Annotated in this window: 13 protein-coding genes; 6 read left to right on the forward strand and 7 right to left on the reverse strand. The window is 69.5% G+C overall.

The genetic code is table 11. The features are described 5' to 3' along the window. The first annotated feature begins 10 nt into the window (after positions 1-10). Complete coding sequence (locus tag ACUYM2_RS02090; RefSeq protein ID WP_481598562.1) at positions 11-628, forward strand: YdeI/OmpD-associated family protein; 618 nt, start codon at positions 11-13, stop codon at positions 626-628. 79 nt (positions 629-707) lie between these two features. Here the strand turns inward: ACUYM2_RS02090 and ACUYM2_RS02095 are convergent, their stop codons facing one another. The 5 genes from ACUYM2_RS02095 to ACUYM2_RS02115 form a co-directional block, all read right to left on the reverse strand. Continuing rightward, the gene (locus tag ACUYM2_RS02095) at positions 708-2,624 is read right to left on the reverse strand and encodes a glycogen debranching N-terminal domain-containing protein (protein ID WP_481598563.1); all 1,917 of its coding nucleotides are present in this window, start codon (positions 2,622-2,624) and stop codon (positions 708-710) included. A 96-nt stretch (positions 2,625-2,720) separates the two neighbouring features. Further along, complete coding sequence (locus ACUYM2_RS02100; RefSeq protein WP_481598564.1) at positions 2,721-3,896, reverse strand: ABC transporter ATP-binding protein; 1,176 nt, start codon at positions 3,894-3,896, stop codon at positions 2,721-2,723. Beyond that, entirely contained in the window at positions 3,893-5,485 is a 1,593-nt protein-coding gene (locus ACUYM2_RS02105; protein WP_481598565.1) for an ABC transporter permease, read from the reverse strand. Before ACUYM2_RS02105 ends, ACUYM2_RS02100 begins: the two co-directional genes overlap by 4 nt. Positions 5,486-5,488: 3 nt before the next feature. Continuing rightward, the gene (locus tag ACUYM2_RS02110; protein WP_481598566.1) at positions 5,489-6,541 is read right to left on the reverse strand and encodes an iron ABC transporter substrate-binding protein; all 1,053 of its coding nucleotides are present in this window, start codon (positions 6,539-6,541) and stop codon (positions 5,489-5,491) included. A gap of 166 nt (positions 6,542-6,707) precedes the next feature. Next, entirely contained in the window at positions 6,708-7,946 is a 1,239-nt protein-coding gene (locus ACUYM2_RS02115) for a glycoside hydrolase family 76 protein (protein WP_481598567.1), read from the reverse strand. A gap of 159 nt (positions 7,947-8,105) precedes the next feature. On the opposite strand from ACUYM2_RS02115, the gene ACUYM2_RS02120 reads away from it, so the two are divergent. Next, positions 8,106-8,948 carry an SDR family NAD(P)-dependent oxidoreductase gene (locus ACUYM2_RS02120; protein ID WP_481598568.1) on the forward strand — a complete coding sequence of 281 codons (843 nt, stop codon included), beginning with the start codon at positions 8,106-8,108 and terminating at the stop codon, positions 8,946-8,948. After that, positions 8,945-10,159 (forward strand): acyl-CoA dehydrogenase family protein, encoded by a 1,215-nt coding sequence (locus ACUYM2_RS02125; protein WP_481598569.1) that lies wholly within the window; start codon positions 8,945-8,947, stop codon positions 10,157-10,159. The genes ACUYM2_RS02120 and ACUYM2_RS02125 overlap by 4 nt, the downstream gene beginning before the upstream one ends. A 154-nt stretch (positions 10,160-10,313) precedes the next feature. On the opposite strand, the gene ACUYM2_RS02130 is transcribed toward ACUYM2_RS02125, so the two are convergent. Together ACUYM2_RS02130 and ACUYM2_RS02135 are read right to left on the reverse strand one after the other, a co-directional pair. Next, positions 10,314-11,141 carry a DUF1684 domain-containing protein gene (locus ACUYM2_RS02130; RefSeq protein WP_481598570.1) on the reverse strand — a complete coding sequence of 276 codons (828 nt, stop codon included), beginning with the start codon at positions 11,139-11,141 and terminating at the stop codon, positions 10,314-10,316. A gap of 79 nt (positions 11,142-11,220) precedes the next feature. Continuing rightward, positions 11,221-11,856: a TetR/AcrR family transcriptional regulator gene (locus ACUYM2_RS02135; RefSeq protein ID WP_481598571.1), complete on the reverse strand. Its 636-nt coding sequence runs from the start codon at positions 11,854-11,856 to the stop codon at positions 11,221-11,223. Between the two features lie 186 nt (positions 11,857-12,042). Between ACUYM2_RS02135 and ACUYM2_RS02140 the strand changes: the two genes are divergently transcribed. The 3 genes from ACUYM2_RS02140 to ACUYM2_RS02150 all read left to right on the forward strand — a co-directional run bounded on the left by ACUYM2_RS02140 (position 12,043) and on the right by ACUYM2_RS02150 (position 16,305). Further along, positions 12,043-12,723: an NADPH-dependent F420 reductase gene (locus ACUYM2_RS02140; RefSeq protein ID WP_481598572.1), complete on the forward strand. Its 681-nt coding sequence runs from the start codon at positions 12,043-12,045 to the stop codon at positions 12,721-12,723. Between the two features lie 218 nt (positions 12,724-12,941). Further along, positions 12,942-15,761, forward strand: coding sequence for a phosphoenolpyruvate carboxylase (gene ppc, locus ACUYM2_RS02145; protein ID WP_481598573.1), 2,820 nt, complete (start codon positions 12,942-12,944; stop codon positions 15,759-15,761). Between the two features lie 238 nt (positions 15,762-15,999). Continuing rightward, on the forward strand, positions 16,000-16,305 hold the full coding sequence (locus tag ACUYM2_RS02150; protein WP_481598574.1) for a hypothetical protein: 306 nt from the start codon (positions 16,000-16,002) through the stop codon (positions 16,303-16,305). Positions 16,306-16,328 lie beyond the last annotated feature (23 nt).

Genomic DNA, 16,328 nt, shown 5'->3' on the forward strand with positions numbered 1-16,328 from the left:
CAATGGTGCCATGGCTGCCGAGCTAAAGGAACTGCTGGTCAAAGATGCCGCCGAGTGGCGGGCATGGCTGGAAGCGCACCACGCGGACAGCCCCGGGGTGTGGCTGGTGCTGCACAAGAAGGGCGGCTCGGTGACGGAACTCGACTACGAGGCCGCCCTGCAGGAGGCGCTCTGCTTTGGCTGGATCGACGGCCAGGGCAGGCGCCGGGACGCCGAGACTTCCTTCCAGCGGATGACCCGCCGCGGCCCGAAAAGCGTCTGGTCGGCCCGGAACGTGGAGCGCGTCGGACGTCTTGAGGCGGCCGGCCGGATGGCCCCGGCCGGACGGGCCGCCGTCGAGAGCGCCAAGACCGACGGGCGCTGGGAGGCGGCGTACGCCGGCCAGGCATCGGCCGAAGTGCCGGACGATCTGGCCGCGGCCATCGCGGCGGACCCGCGGGCGCAGGCGATGTTCGAGGTCCTGACGTCGGTGAACCGGTACGCCCTGATCTACCGCACCAATGCGGTGAAGCAGGCATCCACCCGGGAGCGTAAGATCGCTGGCTTCGTGGAGATGCTCGCCCGCTACGAGACGCCGTACCCGCAAACCCGGCGGCCGGACCCGGGACCCTCAGGAACCGCCCAGTAACCGTCCGGGGCCCCGGCAGGCCGTCGGCAGCCGACTTCCTGACGGATCCGGACGACGGCCTCTCCGCCGCGCGAAAATTCTAGAACGCCACGCCGAGGGCCTGGGCCAGCACCACCGCGGACGCGGAGGACCACGCCTGCGGATGGCAGGAGGCCGGATACGGCACCGCGCGTCCCGACTCCGCCGCCGTGACACCGGCGAAAAGCTCCGGGAGCCGGTGCCCGAGTGAGCCTGCGGCCGCCAGCAGTCCCTCTGCGAGAACCCTGGCCTCGGCGGTGAACCCCTCGCTGAGCAGGCCCCTGACCGCGATGGCGGTGTCGTGGCTCCAGACCGAGCCGCAGTGGTAGCTGAACGGCCAGAACCCCGCCGCCCGCCGGGACAGGGTGTGCAGGCCGTAACCGGAGAACAGCTCCGGGCTGAGCAGCCGGTCCGCCACCAGGCGCGCCTCCGCGGCGTCCAGGATCCCGGTGCCGAGCAAATGGCCCATGTTGGAGCCCGGGATGTCCAGCGGTTCGCCGTGGCCGTCGAGCGCCATCGCGGGGAATCGGCCGTCGTCGTCCTGCACCCAGAAGCGCTCGCGGAAGTTGCGCTGCAGCGCCGCGGCGAAGTCCCGCAGCTCCTGGGCCCCGGGTTCGCCGTAAGCGTCGAAGAGATCTGCCGTCTCCACCGCCGCCTGGTAGGCGTAGCCCTGCACCTCGGCGAGGGCGATCGGGCCGTCCGCTTGCCGGCCGTCGCGGAACTGCATGGCGTCCCGGGAGTCTTTCCAGCCCTGGTTGCTCAGGCCGTGCCCGGAGGTGTCCTGGTAGCTGAGGAAGCCGCCGTTGGCTGTGTTCCCGGCGGTGCCGGCTGCCAGCAGCCACTGCGCGGCGCGGGCGGCGTTGGGCAGCAGGGAACGGACCGCGGCGTCGTCGGTGCCGGCACGTCCCAGTTCGCCCAGCAGGCACAGCCACAGCGGGGTCGAGTCCACGGCCCCGAAGTACACCGGCGGCAGCCGCAACGCCTGGCTTTCCAGCACCAGCTCCTTGGCGCGCAGTTCGTGCAGGATCTTGCCCGGTTCCTCGGCCGCGGCGGCGTCGGTCTTCGTGCCCTGGTGGGCGGCCAGGGCGCGCAGGGTTCCGGCGGCCAGGGCGGCGTCGAACGGCAACAGCAGCCGGGCGGCCCACAGCGAATCCCGGCCGAAGAGGGTGAAGTACCAGGGCGCGCCAGCGGCCAGGAACGGCGCGTCGGGTGCCTTCCGGGTGGCCAGCCGGAGGCCGTCGAGTTCGTCCAGGGAGTTTTCCAGGAGCAGTCCCAGCGGCCCCTCCGGCTCGGCCCGGACGCGGCGGGAGGCCAGCGGCGGGGCGGCCACCACGGCGTCGTCGGTGTCGGCCAGCACGGCCTGCCATTCGGCCTCCAGCGGCCTGCCGCGGCCCGCCGTCCCGCGCCAGGTGAGCCGCTCGCCGCCGGTGACCCGGCCGGGCGCCGACACCGTCAGGGTCTTGCCGCCCTCGCTCCAGCGCAGCGTCGAATCGTCAGCCGCGGAGGGCTGCATGGGCTCGCGGTAGCGGCCGAGCCGGATGGCGGCCATGTCGGTGAAGTCCGCCGCGAGCCGCACCTCGATCTCCGCGTCCAGGGCGTCCAGCGAGGTGCTCAGCCGCAATGAGACCCGGACGGCTCCGGGCGTGACGGTCCAGGTCTGCAGGAGTTCGACGGCGGGATCCTCGGTGGGGCCCTCGATGCCGCGGACGAGTCCGCGGACCCGGAGCACGCCGCCGGGGGAGGCCTCCACCGTGGCCGGTTCCGGCGCGAATCCGTTGACGGTCACCTCGGCGCGGCACAGCATCCGGGTGTCCCCGTGCAGCAGTCCGGTGAACCACTCGCCGGCGCCGGTACCTGGCCCGCGGGTTCCGCTGCCGCCGGTTCCGCCGCCGGCCAGCCGGCCCTCGGCGTCGAGCCACACCTGGGTGGGGGCGGCCACGGAACAGTGCTGACGGTGAAGTGCTGGCTGAACAGTCATGCGCCCCAGCCTATGCCGGAGGGCCGGGGCGGACCTAGGACCGCACTGTGCGGCAGCGGCTCCGCCCGCGGACCCCGCCGGCCCAGCGGTCAGGACTCAGTCCTGCGCGGTGTCGTCCATCGGGAAGGCCACGGCCTCCCCCACCACCCGCAGGCACAGTTCGGTCCCGGGCCGGGCGATGGACGCGTTCCAGTGCCGGATGGTGATGACCTCGCCGCCGCCGGGGTAGCGGTGGTCGGCCACGGCGCCCTCGGCCAGGACCGGGGGGACCGCGAGTTTGAGCCGCACCGTGGTTTCCGGGCCGAAGTAGTCCGTGTCCACCACGGTGCCGCGGATGGGGCCGTCCTCGGCGATCCGGATCTGCTCGGGCCGGAGCATCAGCTGGACACGGCCCTGCGCCGGCGGCCGCCGGACCGGGATGCCGCCCAGCGAGCAGGTGGCCAGGGAGCCCTCCATCCAGGCGTCCAGGATGACGGCGTCGCCCAGGAACTCCGCGGTGGCCCGGTCTGCCGGGCGGGTGTAGACGACAAACGGGTTGCCGATCTGCGCGAGCTTGCCGCCGCGCATCACCGCCACCTGGTCGGCGAAGGAGAGCGCCTCGGCCTGGTCGTGGGTGACCAGGATGGTGGTCACCCCGGCGTCGTGGAGCACCTTGCCGACGGCCCGGCGGGTGGCGACGCGCAGGCCGGCGTCGAGGGCGGAAAACGGCTCATCCAGCAGCATCAGCTCCGGCTCGCGGGCCAGGGCGCGGGCGAGTGCGACGCGCTGCTGCTGGCCGCCGGAGAGCTGGTGGGGCCGCCGTCGGGCCATGGCCGGGTCCAGCGCGACCATCTCGAGCAGCTCGGCGACCCGGTCTTTGACCCCGCGGTGGCCGCCGGGGAGTTTGCCGGCATCCAGGCCAAAGGAGATGTTTTGGCCCACGGACAGGTGCGGGAACAGGGCGCCATCCTGCGCCACGTAGCCGACGTGCCGCTTGTGCGCGGGAACCCAGACGCCGTCTCCGGCCACCTTGGTGCCGTTGAGCGAGATGCTGCCGGTGTCCGGGTGTTCGAAGCCGGCGATCAGCCGCAGCAGCGTGGTCTTGCCCGAACCGGACGGGCCCACGATCGCCGTCGTTCCGCCCTTGGCGACGGAGAGGTTGACGCCTTTGAGGACGGCCTGGGAGCCGAAGTTCTTGGTGACGGCCTCGACTTCCAGGTGGCTGTTGGTGCTGGGCGCCACCGAGGGGGCGATCCGGGGTTCCGGTAGCCGTGAGGGGTTTTGTTCGGTCACTGTCCCGCTGCTTTCTTGGACTGCTGGAAGAGAAGGTAGGTCATCGGCGCCGAGATCAGGATCATCAGGAGGGCATACGGCGCAGCACCGGCATAGTCGATTTCGCTGCTCTTGCTCCAGAATTCGGTGGCCAGGGTGCGGGTCCCGTTGGGTGAGAGCAGCAGGGTGGCCGTCAGTTCGTTCACGATCGCGAGGAAGACGAGGGCGGCTCCGCCGGCCGCTGCCGGGGCGGTGAGGCGCAGGGTGACCCGGAGGAACGCCAGCAGCGGCGGCTTGCCGAGGGCCTGCGCGGCCTCGTCGAGCTCCTTGGGCGCCTGCGCGAGCCCGGAACGGATGTTCACCAGCGCCCGCGGCAGGAACAGCAGCACGTAGGCGGAGATCAGCAGGGCGGTGGTCTGGTAAAGGTCCGGCGCCACCCGGATGCTCACGGTCACAAAAGCCAGGCCGACCACGATGCCGGGCATGGAGCTGGTGACATAGTTCGACAGTTCCAGGGCCTTGCTGAACCAGCTGGGATGCCGCACCGCGAGGTAGGCCATCGGGAAGGCGACCACGGTGGTGGCCGCCGCGCCGACCAGCCCGTAGCCGAGGGTCTGCAGCAGCGCCGGCAGGAACTCGTCGGCGGCCCAGATGTCCGGCCCGCCGGCGTAGATCCAGCGCAGCACGAAGGTCAGCGGAAGCCCGAAAGCCAGGGCGGTGAGAGCCAGCAGGGCCAGCTGGGCGGGCAGCTGGTAGGAGTGCAGCGGCAGGCGCAGCGCCCGGGCCTGGGCGCCGGAGCCGACGCGGGCGTACCGGGCCGTGCCCCGGCCGCGGACCTCCACCAGGAGCAGGATCAGGCAGAAGAAGACGAGCACGCTGGCGAGCATGTTCCCGGCCGTCCCATTGAAAGTGGACTGGTACTGGACCATGATCGCGGTGGTGAAGGTGTCGAAGCGGATCATCGCGAAGGCACCGTACTCGGCCAGCAGGTGCAGTGAGACCAGCAGCGCGCCGCCGGTCATTGCGATCCGCAGCTGGGGCAGCACCACACGGAAGAAGGCGCGCCAGGCGCCCAGGCCCAGCGAGGCGGCGGACTGCTCGATGGCCGGATCAAGACGGCTGAGCGTCGCGGCGGCAGGGATGTAGACCAGCGGGAAGTAGGACAGCGTCGCGATCAGCACACCGGACCAGAGCCCGCCCATCGACGGCACCGCGGAAACCCAGGCGTAGCTGTTGACGAAGGCCGGAATCGCCAGCGGCGCCGCGAGCAGCACGGCCCACACCTTGTGGCCCTTGAGGCTGGTGCGTTCCACCAGCCAGGCGCCGCCGACCCCCAGGACCACGCAGAGCGGCACCGTGATCAGCATGAGCAGCACGGTGTTGAGCAGGAGTTCGCCCACCCGGGCGCGGAAGATCAGGCCGACGGCGGTGTCCCAGCCGGTGGCCACCGTCATGACCGCCACGTAGCCGAGCGGGATCAGCGAAAACAGGGCGATCAGGACCGCCAGGATCGCTACCACGGAGACGCCGAAAGGCGGGCGGGGGCGCTTGCCCCGGCCCGCCGTCGTCGTGCTTCCGGTGGTCCCGGGAGCCGCCAGCGTTTTCGTCACTGGTTAGAGCAGTCCTGCCTTGGTCATCAGGTCGGTGACCTTGGCGGAGTTCAGCTTGGCCGGGTCGACCTTGGGCGCCTGGAGTTCGGCGAGCGGCACCAGCTTGTCGTTGGCAGGGACGCCGGAGCCGACCGCGTACTCGAAGGAGGTGCCCTTCTGCAGTACTTCCTGGCCCTTCTTGCCGGTGATGAATTTCAGGAAGGCCTGGGCGGCCGCCGCGTTCTTCGAGGACTTGAGTACGCCGCCGCCGGAAACGGAGACGAACGCGCCGGGATCCTGGTTCTTGAAGTAGTACGGGGTGACGTTCTTGGAATTCTCGCCGGTCTTGGCCTGGTCCCCGTAGTAGTAGTAGTGGTAGATCAGGGCGGCGTCCACCTCGCCGGCGTTGACGGCCTTCATGGCCGTGCTGTTGCCCTTGTAGGACTTGTAGTTCTCCTTCATGCCCTTGAGCCATTCCTCCGTGGCAGCCTCGCCCTTGAGTTCCAGCAGGGCGGAGACGATCGCCCGGAAGTCGGCGCCGGACGGCGAGGCCGCCCACTTGCCCTTCCACTCGGGCTTGGCCAGGTCCAGCATGGACTTGGGCAGCTTGTCCGCGCTTAGCTTGGTCTTGTCGTAGACCAGCACGGTGGAGCGGGCGGCGATGCCGGTCCACTTGTTGGTGGAGGGCCGGAACTCCGCAGGGACCTGGTCAACGGTGGCCTGGTCCACGTCCGCGAACAGGCCGGCGTTTTCCACCTGGGCCATGGCGGGGGAGTTCTCGGTGAGGAACACGTCGGCGCGGGAGGCCGCGCCTTCCTGGATGATCTGGTTGGACATCTCGGTGTCGTCGCCCTGGCGCAGGGTGACCTTGATGCCGGTCTCCGCCGTGAAGGCGTCCACCCATTCCTTGGTCAGGGATTCGTGCTGGGCGTTGTAGACCGTAATCTCGCCGGCCGGCTTGCCGTCGGCCCCGGTAGTGCTGCCGGAGGTCGAGGCGCCGGAGCCACAGGCTGCGAGGCCGAGCGCGGCGGTGGCGGCGAGGGCAATGCCTGCCAGCGCATTGGTGCGGATCTTCATGAGGCTACTTTCTGCAAGGAAAAGGTCGTAGGTGCCTAACCCCCTGTGAGCGGGGAAGTTAGGGCATGCTCACTACGAAAAACTGTAGGTTAGCCAAACCTAAGCAACCAAGCCGAGAGTGCCTTAAGTGAGGAGGATCACACGAATTACGAAACCATTGCGTGACTTAATTACCGGGGGAGGCTTCCGGGGCCGCGGGCGGCGGCACGGCAGCGGGCAGCTTATCCGCGATGGATGCCGCCGCCTCCAGCACCATCCACCCCTGTAGTTGGGTAGAGAGCTCGACGGCGGACCCCGCCGGGTAGCTCCGGCGCGCCGGCAGCTCGGGGCGGGCCGAGAAGACCAGCCGGGCGCCGTTGCGGGCCAGCGGCTCCTGCGCCGCGACCAGGCGCCGGCCCTCCCAGAAAGCCTCCGCAGTATCGGTCACCAGCAGGGCGGCCTCGGTCCGGGTCGTGGCGGGCAGCCGCTCGTCGACGGCGGCCAGGGCCAGGTAACGGACGAGGATCCCGGTGAAGAGTCCGCCGTCGCCGGTTCCCTCCGAGCGGAGCACCGTGCCTTGGCGACCCAGCAGCGGTGCCTCAACGGTGAGGCCGCGCCCCACTGCGGCCACGAGCGCCGCCGCACGCTCCAGGTTCGCCTCGCCGCCAAGCTCCAGCAGGGCACCGAGGACCGGGCCCTGGTTGTAGGTGTAGATGGCGCCCTCCAGCACCAGCTCCCCGCCAGGGACGATCCGGAGGCCGTCCCGGTACATGCCCTGCTCCGGGTCGTAGAGCTTGGCGTCCAACCAGTCCAGCAGGGCCTGCGCCTTCGCCGCCTGCCCGGTCCGGGCGTAGTACAGCGCCACCGGCGCCGTGGCCGGGGTGTTCTTGAAGTCGCGCTTTTTGCTCCAGAACGTGCCGCCGCCGAGGTCGTCGGTAGAGGCCGAATCGAATTGCAGGGTGAGGCTCCTCAGCACCTTGGCGTTGCGCCGTCGGCCGGAGGTCTTGCGGGTGTCCTCGGCGAGCGTCTCCAGCCGCAGGGTGGCCAGGGCCAGCCAGGCCATGTCGTCGTAGTAGCTATTGACGACTGTCAGGAAGTTGCGCAGCCGGATGCCGGTGACCAGCCTGGAGGCGAGCTTGCCGGCGCTCGGCAAGTTGTCGCCGTCGAACTTGGCCGGGTTGTGGCCCTCGGCGTCGAATTCGCGGCGGCCGGTATCCACGAGGCAGTCCACGTAGTGGGCCTGCCACCAGTAATGCCATGGCCGGGCCAGGTTTCTGAGCCGGCCGGAGGGGCGGCTGATCGCCGCGATGTGGGTGCCGGGGAGGAAGAAGAGGCGCTGCCCGAACAGCCGGGTCACCGAACGCGCGGCTTCATCGGCGCGGAAAGACCAGTTCGGGGCGGGGGAGTGGGCGGCTTCTGCGGTCATGGGCCAAGCCTAGTGTCGGCGGCCGCTGCGGCGCGGAATCTGGGGCCGAAGGTGCGCTATGTTTGCATTCCAGTTAACCTGAACTAACTAATGTTCCCCGGTGCCGGCGGCTGCGCGCAGTTCCACGGCCGGGTTGCGGTGCCACATCAAGGAGGATGTATGGACGTCATGGGTACAGTCGCGCTGATTACGGGCGGCGCTTCCGGGCTGGGGGCCGCAACGGCCCGGCGGCTGTTCAGCGCCGGCGCCTCGGTGGTGCTCGTGGATCTACCGGCGTCCGCCGGGGACGCCCTCGCGGACGAGCTCAACGCGTCTGCCAGTGCCGGTGCTGCCGGTGGCGGCGCGCCGGCGGGCGGCTCTGCTCCGGAACCGGCGCACCGAGCCGTCTTTGTGCCCGCGGACGTCACAAGCGAGGATCAGGTGCAGGCCGCCGTCGACGCCGCCGTCGCCCTGGGGCCGCTGCGGATCGTGGTGAACTGCGCCGGGATCGCGACTCCGGGCAAGGTGCTGGGTCGGGACGGTGTGCTGCCCCTGGAGACCTTCAGCCGGGTCATCCAGATCAACCTCGTCGGCACCTTCAATGTCATCCGCCTCGCCGCTGCCGCGATGGCTGCCACCGAGCCGGTCGCCACCGAGCTGGGCGGCGAAGAGCGCGGGGTCATCATCAACACCGCGTCGGTTGCGGCGTTCGACGGGCAGATCGGGCAGCCGGCCTACTCGGCTTCCAAGGGGGCCGTGGCGGCGATGACCCTGCCGGTCGCCCGTGAACTGGCGCGCTCGCTGATCCGCGTCGTCACGATCGCGCCCGGCATCTTCGAGACCCCCATGATGGCCGGGTTGCCGCAGGAGGCGCAGGACTCGCTGGGGCGGCAAGTGCCGCACCCGTCCCGGTTGGGCCGGCCCGCCGAGTATGCGAACCTCGCCGCGCACATCGTGGACAACGCCATGCTCAACGGCGAGACCATCCGGCTCGACGGCGCCATCCGGATGGGACCGAAGTGACCCTCGCCGTGGACAGCGATGCCCCCGTCGACCCGGCCCTCGCCGGTCTGCCGTCCGCAGATTTCTTTGACTTCGAATCCCTGCTCAGCGCCGCCGAGCAGGCGAAGCTGGCCGAGCTCCGGGAATTCCTGGCCCGCGAGGTGGCGCCGTACGCCGCGGAATGGTGGAACCGGGCGGAGTTCCCCGCGCACATCCTGCCCAAGCTGGCCGCGCTGGAGCTCAGCACCCCCGCCCAGCGTGGCTACAGCAACCTCTTTGCCGGGCTCGTGATCGGCGAGATCACCCGGGTGGACACCTCGCTGGCGACCTTCTTCCTGGTCCACCACGACCTGTTCGTCGAATCGCTTTACGGCTTCGGGTCCGAGGAACAGAAGGCCCGGCTGCTGGAGGACGCGGCGAACCTGCGCACCACCGGCGCCTTCGCACTGACGGAACCGGACCACGGTTCCGATGTGGCCGGCGGGATGGAGACTACCGCGCGGCGCGTGTCCGGGGAGTCCGGCGACTACTGGGTGCTCAACGGGGCCAAGCGCTGGATCGGCAACGGAACGTTCTGCGACTACATGCTGGTCTGGGCCCGCGACGAGGCCGACGGCGGCATCCGCGGCTTCATCGTGGACGCCACACTGCCCGGCGTGCGCCGGAGCAGGATCGAAAACAAGATCGCGCTGCGGACCGTGCAGAACGCCGACATCGTCTTCACCGACGTTCAGGTGGCCGAGGCGGACCGCTTCGCCGGGATCAACAGCTTCGAGGACACCAACGAGCTGCTGCGCGGCTCGCGGATCATGGTCGCCTGGCAGGGCGTGGGGCAGCAGCTGGCCGCGTTCGACGTTGCCCGGCAGTACGCCGTCGAACGCCGCCAGTTCGGCCGGCCGCTGGCCAAGTTCCAGCTGGTCCAGCAACAACTGGTGACCATGCTCGGCAACGCGGTGGCGAGCATGGGCATGATGGTCCGGATTGCCCAGCTGCAGGACACCGGCGCGGCGGACATGCCCCAGGTGGCGCTGGCGAAGTCCTATGTGAGTGCCCGGATGCGCGAAACCGTGGCGATGGGGAGGTCCTTGCTGGGCGGCAACGGGATCGTCACCGACTACCGGATGGCCAAGATCTTCGCCGACGCCGAGGCGATCTATACCTATGAGGGCTCCTACGAGATCAACACCCTGATCGTCGGCCGCGCCGTGACCGGGGTGTCCGCGATCGTCTAGCCCCGCCCGCCTTAGAGCGCGAACGTACACTTGGGGCCCCTGAATCTGCGAGGTTTGGGGCCTCAAGTGTCCGTTCGCGCTTGCGGGCGGGGCCTCAAGTGTCCGTTCGCGCTTGCGGGCGGGGCCTCAAGTGTCCGTGCGCGCTTGCGGGCGGTTAGGTGAAGGGCTGCTTTTCGCCGGCTTCGATCCGGTAATCCAGGCTGTTGTTCTTCACCGGCATGGGGCAGGTGCCGTACGGGGTGAAGGCGCTGGGGTAGTTGATCGCCCGGTTGAAGTCCAGGATGACGGTCCCGTCCGGCCTGGGCCTGGCGGTGGAGACCTTGCGCCACTCGTCCGTCGTGATCCCGTTGGTCTCGTCGTGGAACGTCACCGTCAGGGCGCCGAGCTTTTCCTCCTCGGCGTGTAGATGGCACTCATGGTCCTGGCCGGGAAGCCGGAACACGAGCTCGCCCACGGAACGGTGCACCCCGTCCACCAAAGGGTTGGCGGTGCCGATGGGCACGTCCACGGGTGCGGGGTAGGGCTCGAAGCGCGCCTCGATGACAAGGTCCGGCCGGTAATCGAAGGTGGGTACGCCGTCGAACCCGGTGAACACCGGCGACGTCGAATCCCGGGTGCGGAGCGCGTACTTGTCCGCCCGCATGGCGAGCTCCACCCTGACCTGCCGGCCGTCCGGCCCGCCGAACTGGACCCACAGCAGCGACTCTTCGTTGGCCAGCGCCGTGCTGATGGTCCCGTCGACGGGCTCTCCGGTCTCCACCAGCGTCAGCCCGTCCGCCGCGGCGGCGGTGAGGAACGCCGTCGTGCCGTCCGTGGACCACAGGCCGGGGACGAGCTCGACGGCGGCCGGGGACTCCGGCAGCCACTGGAAGGAGGTCAGCGTGAGCCAGCCGTAATCACTGGCGAGGGCCGTGTTACGGCTGTTGCGGAAGCGCTGCCAGCGTGCAAGCTGGGCATCGGTGGGGGAGACATCGGTGGTCAAGGGAACCCTCCAGTGGGATCAGCCCAACTAACTCGCAGTTGCTGTCGTTTTGAGGGCTCTAAACGACAGCAACGGCGAGTTAGTTGGGGGTGGGCGAAGGTGCCAGGGCGGCTGCGACCAGCTGGGCCGCGGTGGTGCGGGCGGCGGCGGCAGCGGCGGGGTCGGCGTCGAGCACCCCGCTGGCGAGGCCGCCGTCGAGGACCAGCGTCAGACTCCGGGCCAGCCGGTCCGGGGCCGGGGCGCCGGCCTTCTCCGCCAGGTCACGGATCCAGGCCAGGATGTGCTGTTTGTGGGCGACGGTCCGCTCGTGCACGCGGGTGCCTGAGGCCGACTCGGCGGCGGCGTTGATGAAGGCGCAGCCGCGGTAGCCGTCGCGGCGGCAGGCGGTGGACAGCGCGTCGAACAGGCCTACCAATTGATCGGCGGGGTCCGGTCCCGCGGCTGCCGCGGCGGCGTGCAGCTGCCCGGTCCAGACGCCGTCCACCTGTTCCAGATAGGCGAGGATCAGGTCGTCCTTGGCCGGGAAGTACTTGTAGAAGGTGGCCTTCGCGACGCCGGATTCGGCAATGATCGTGTCGATGCCGGCCGCCCGGAGGCCCTGGGCATAGAAGAGCCGGAATGCCGTCGCCAGGATCTTGTCTTTCGCCTGCCCCGCCGGGGTCCGGACCGTGCGCGGCCCGGCGGCAGTTGGTGCGGTGGCTGCTGTCGGCGTCATAACTTCATGGTACACAGACCAGTCTGTTCGGGCCGGGCCGGGACGGGGCGCCGACAGGGCGCCGGCCCCGCCTTGCCGCCGGAGACGCTTGCAGTAGACAGTTCTGTCTGGTAGCGTCCCGCACGAGGGTAGACGAACTTGTCTACTCCAAGGTATCCCCACGCACCCTTCACGAATGAGGTCCCCATGAAAATTGCAGTTTTCGGCACCGGCGCTGTCGGTCCCGCCGTGGCAGCCGCCCTGGCAAAGCTCGGCCACGACGTCGTGGTCGGAACCCGCGATCCGGAAGCCACACTGGCCCGGACGGAGGCGGGCCCGATGGGCGGCGTCCCGTTCGCCCAGTGGCACGCGGCGCACAGCGATATTTCCGTGGCTGCCTTCGCCGAGGCCGCCGCCAGCAGCGACATCATTGTCAACGCCACCAACGGGACCGGTTCCCTGGACGCCCTGGCCGCAGCCGGCGCCGCCAACCTGGCCGGCAAGGTGGTTGTGGACATCGCGAACCCGCTCGACTTCTCCCAGGGCTTCCCGCCGTCGCTGAACCCGGTGAACACGGACAGCCTCGGCGAGCAGATCCAGCGCGCCTTCCCCGACGCCCGCGTAGTCAAGACGCTCAACACGATGAACGCCAGCGTCATGGTGGACCCGGCCAGTGTGGCCGGCGGCGACCACTCGGTGTTCGTCTCCGGCAACGACGCGGAGGCCAAGACGGTGGTGGCCGGCCTGCTGGCGGACCTTGGCCACCGCGACATCATCGACCTGGGTGACATCACCACGGCCCGTGGCACGGAGATGCTCCTGCCGATCTGGCTGCGGCTCTGGGGTGCCTTCGGCAACGCGGACTTCAACTTCAAGATCGCCCGCTAAAGCCCTGCGTGGCTCGCAGTTGTTGTCGGTTGGTGGTTCGGAACGACAACAACTGCGAACTACTTGGGCGGGGCCGCCGCCGTCAAGGGGCCGGACACTATCTGAGACGGATTCCCGGCCGCCGCGTGAGCCGGGTAACATCCCATGGGTACAAGTAACCCGGCTCACAGTATCCAGCGCAGTGTACGAGCCAAGTCGAACCTCGAAAGATGATTTCCATGGCTGACACTGCATTGACTTCCGGCACGGACCTCGCCTCCGAACTGCGCGCCGACGTCCGCCGGGTGTCCACCCTCCTCGGCGAATCCCTGGTCCGCCAGCACGGCCCTGAACTCCTTGACCTGGTGGAACAGGTGCGCCTGCTGACCAAGGAATCCAAGGAGGCCGCGCGGGGTGGCGCCGATGCGACCGGGCCGTGGAGCTCGTACGACGTCGTCGCCCAGGTCCGCGAACTGCTCGGCTCCCTGCCGCTGGACCAGGCCACCGACCTCGTCCGGGCCTTTGCCTTCTACTTCCACCTGGCCAACGCCGCCGAGCAGGTCCACCGGGTCCGCGGGCTGCGCAGCCGGCAGGAAAAGGACGGCTGGCTGGCCAAAGCCGTCACGGAGATCGCGGACCAGGCCGGGTCCGCGGTGCTGCAGGACGTCGTGAACGAACTCGACGTCCGGCCGATCTTCACCGCGCATCCCACCGAAGCGTCCCGGCGGTCAGTGCTGGATAAGATCCGTCGGCTCTCCGACGTGCTGGCCGAATCCACTGCGGAAGGCACCTCGGCCCGCCGCCGCCAGGACCGCCAGCTGGCCGAGGTGATCGACCAGATGTGGCAAACGGACGAGCTCCGCCAGGTCCGTCCCACCCCCGTGGACGAGGCCCGCAACGCGATCTACTACCTGACCGGCATCCTCAGCGATGCCATGCCGGAGATGCTCTCGGACCTGTCCGACCTCCTCACCGAGCACGGCGTCACCCTGCCGGCCGCCAAGGCGCCAATCCGCTTCGGCTCCTGGATCGGCGGCGACCGGGACGGCAACCCCAACGTCACCGCTGGCGTCACCCGCGAAATCCTGCAGATCCAGAACCAGCACGCCGTCCGGATCAGCATCGGCCTGATCGACGGGCTGATCTCCATCCTGTCCAACTCCACCGCGCTGGCCGGTGCCGACCAGGCGCTGCTGGACTCGATCGACGTCGACCTCAAGAACCTGCCCGGGCTGGACCGGCGCGTCCTGGAGCTCAACGCGCAGGAACCGTACCGGCTCAAGCTCACCTGCATCAAGGCAAAACTGCTGAACACCGGCCGCCGGGTCACCGCCGGCTCGGCCCACGAGCCCGGCCGGGACTACGCGGCCACCGCCGAGCTCCTGGCCGAGCTGGGCCTGCTCGAGTCCTCGCTGCGGAACCACCACGCCGGCCTTGCCGCCGACGGCGCCCTGGCCCGGGTCCGGCGCGCGATTGCGTCCTTCGGTCTGCACCTTGCCACCTTGGACATCCGCGAACACGCGGACCACCACCATGACGCCGTCGGCCAGCTGATGGACCGCCTCGGCGGCCCGGGCGTACGGTACGCCGAGCTGAGCCGGGCCGAGCGGCTCGAAGTACTGGGCTCCGAGCTCGCGTCCCGCCGCCCGCTCTCCGGCCACCCGATCAAGCTCGACGGCGTCGCGGACGGTACGTACGACGTCTTCCGCGAGATCCGCCGCGCCCTGCGCACCTACGGCCCGGACGTGATCGAGACCTACATCATTTCGATGACCCGCGGCGCGGACGACGTCCTGGCCGCGGCCGTGCTGGCCCGCGAGGCCGGGCTGGTGAACCTCTTCGGCGAGGCGCCGTATGCCAGGATCGGCTTCGCTCCGCTGCTCGAGACCGTGGAGGAGCTGCGCGCGTCGGCCGAAATTGTGGACGCCCTGCTCTCCGATTCGTCCTACCGCGAGCTGGTCCGGCTGCGCGGGGACGTGCAGGAAATCATGCTCGGCTACTCGGACTCCAACAAGGAATCCGGCGTGATGACGAGCCAGTGGGAAATCCACAAGACGCAGCGCAAGCTGCGCGATGTGGCGGCCAAACATGGTGTCCGGGTGCGGCTGTTCCATGGCCGCGGCGGTTCCGTGGGACGCGGCGGCGGGCCGACCTACGACGCGATCATGGCGCAGCCCAACGGCGTGCTTGAGGGCGAGATCAAGTTCACCGAACAGGGTGAGGTTATCTCGGACAAGTACTCGCTGCCCGAGCTCGCGCGCGAAAACCTGGAGCTCTCCCTCGCCGCGGTGCTGCAGGGTTCGGCGCTGCACCGCACCCCGCGTACCTCGGAGGACCAGCGTGAGCGGTACGGCCACGTGATGGAGACCATCTCCGACGCCGCGTTCGCCCGCTACCGGACGCTAATCGATGACCCGGACCTGCCGGCGTACTTCATGTCGTCCACGCCGGTGGAGCAGCTGGGCTCGCTGAACATCGGCTCCCGGCCGTCGAAACGCCCCGACTCCGGGGCCGGGCTGGAGGGCCTGCGGGCGATTCCGTGGGTGTTCGGCTGGACCCAGTCACGGCAGATCGTGCCGGGCTGGTTCGGCGTCGGCTCCGGGCTCAAGGCCGCCCGCGAGGCGGGCCACTCGGCCCAGCTTGCGGAGATGATGGACGGCTGGCACTTCTTCCGCTCGGTGCTCTCCAACGTCGAGATGACGCTCGCCAAAACGGACATGGACATCGCCGGCTACTACGTCTCGACCCTGGTCCCGGAGGAGCTGCACCACCTGTTCCACACCATCCGGGCCGAGTACGAGCTGACGGTTGCCGAAATCCAAAACCTCACCGGCGAGGATCTTCTTCTCGACGCGCAGCCCACGCTCAAGCGCTCGCTGGAGATCCGCGACCAGTACCTAGACCCGATCAGCTACCTGCAGGTAGAGCTGCTGCGGCGCGTCCGGGCCGAGGCCGCCACCGGGGAGGACATGCCCAACGCCGAGATCGACGAACGCCTCCAGCGCGCCATGCTGATCACCGTCAACGGCGTCGCGGCGGGCCTGCGCAACACCGGCTAGTCTTCAGCTCGCGCCCCAATTTCGATCCTCCCTCAGGTGTGGTGGGTGTTTCCCGGATCCTCCCTCAGGTGTGGTGGGCGTTTCCCTTGAATCGGGCAGGATCTGCGGGAGGGTCGGTTTGAATCGGGCAGGATCTGCGGGAGGGTCGGTTTGAATCGGGCAGGATCTGCGGGAGGGTCGGTTCGAGTCGGGCAGGATCTGCGGGAGGGTCGCAGCAGGGGGCGGCTAGGGTTGGTTTATGCCGTCGTTCCAGACCAGACTCAAGATCACCGCGCTCAAGCCGGGCACCCCGCCGGAGGCCGTGATGGCCGCGGCCGTGGAGGCACTCGGGACGCGGCACCATGTGGAGTCCAACCAGCTGGAGATCGCCGGCGGTGTCCCGCAGCTAAACCTGCGCTTCCTGGTGGAGGCCACGGCCTACACGGCGGAGAACAGCCAGGCGTTGGAGTCGGCCGCCATGATGCGCGACGCCGTCGAACGCGTCGCCGTGACCGGTCCGCTGACCGTGCTGCGGCGCAACCGGGGCCGCTGGGCCCCGGTCTAGCCGCGGCCCCGGGCACAGGGGCT

The organism is Arthrobacter sp. SD1074B, from assembly GCF_056780195.1.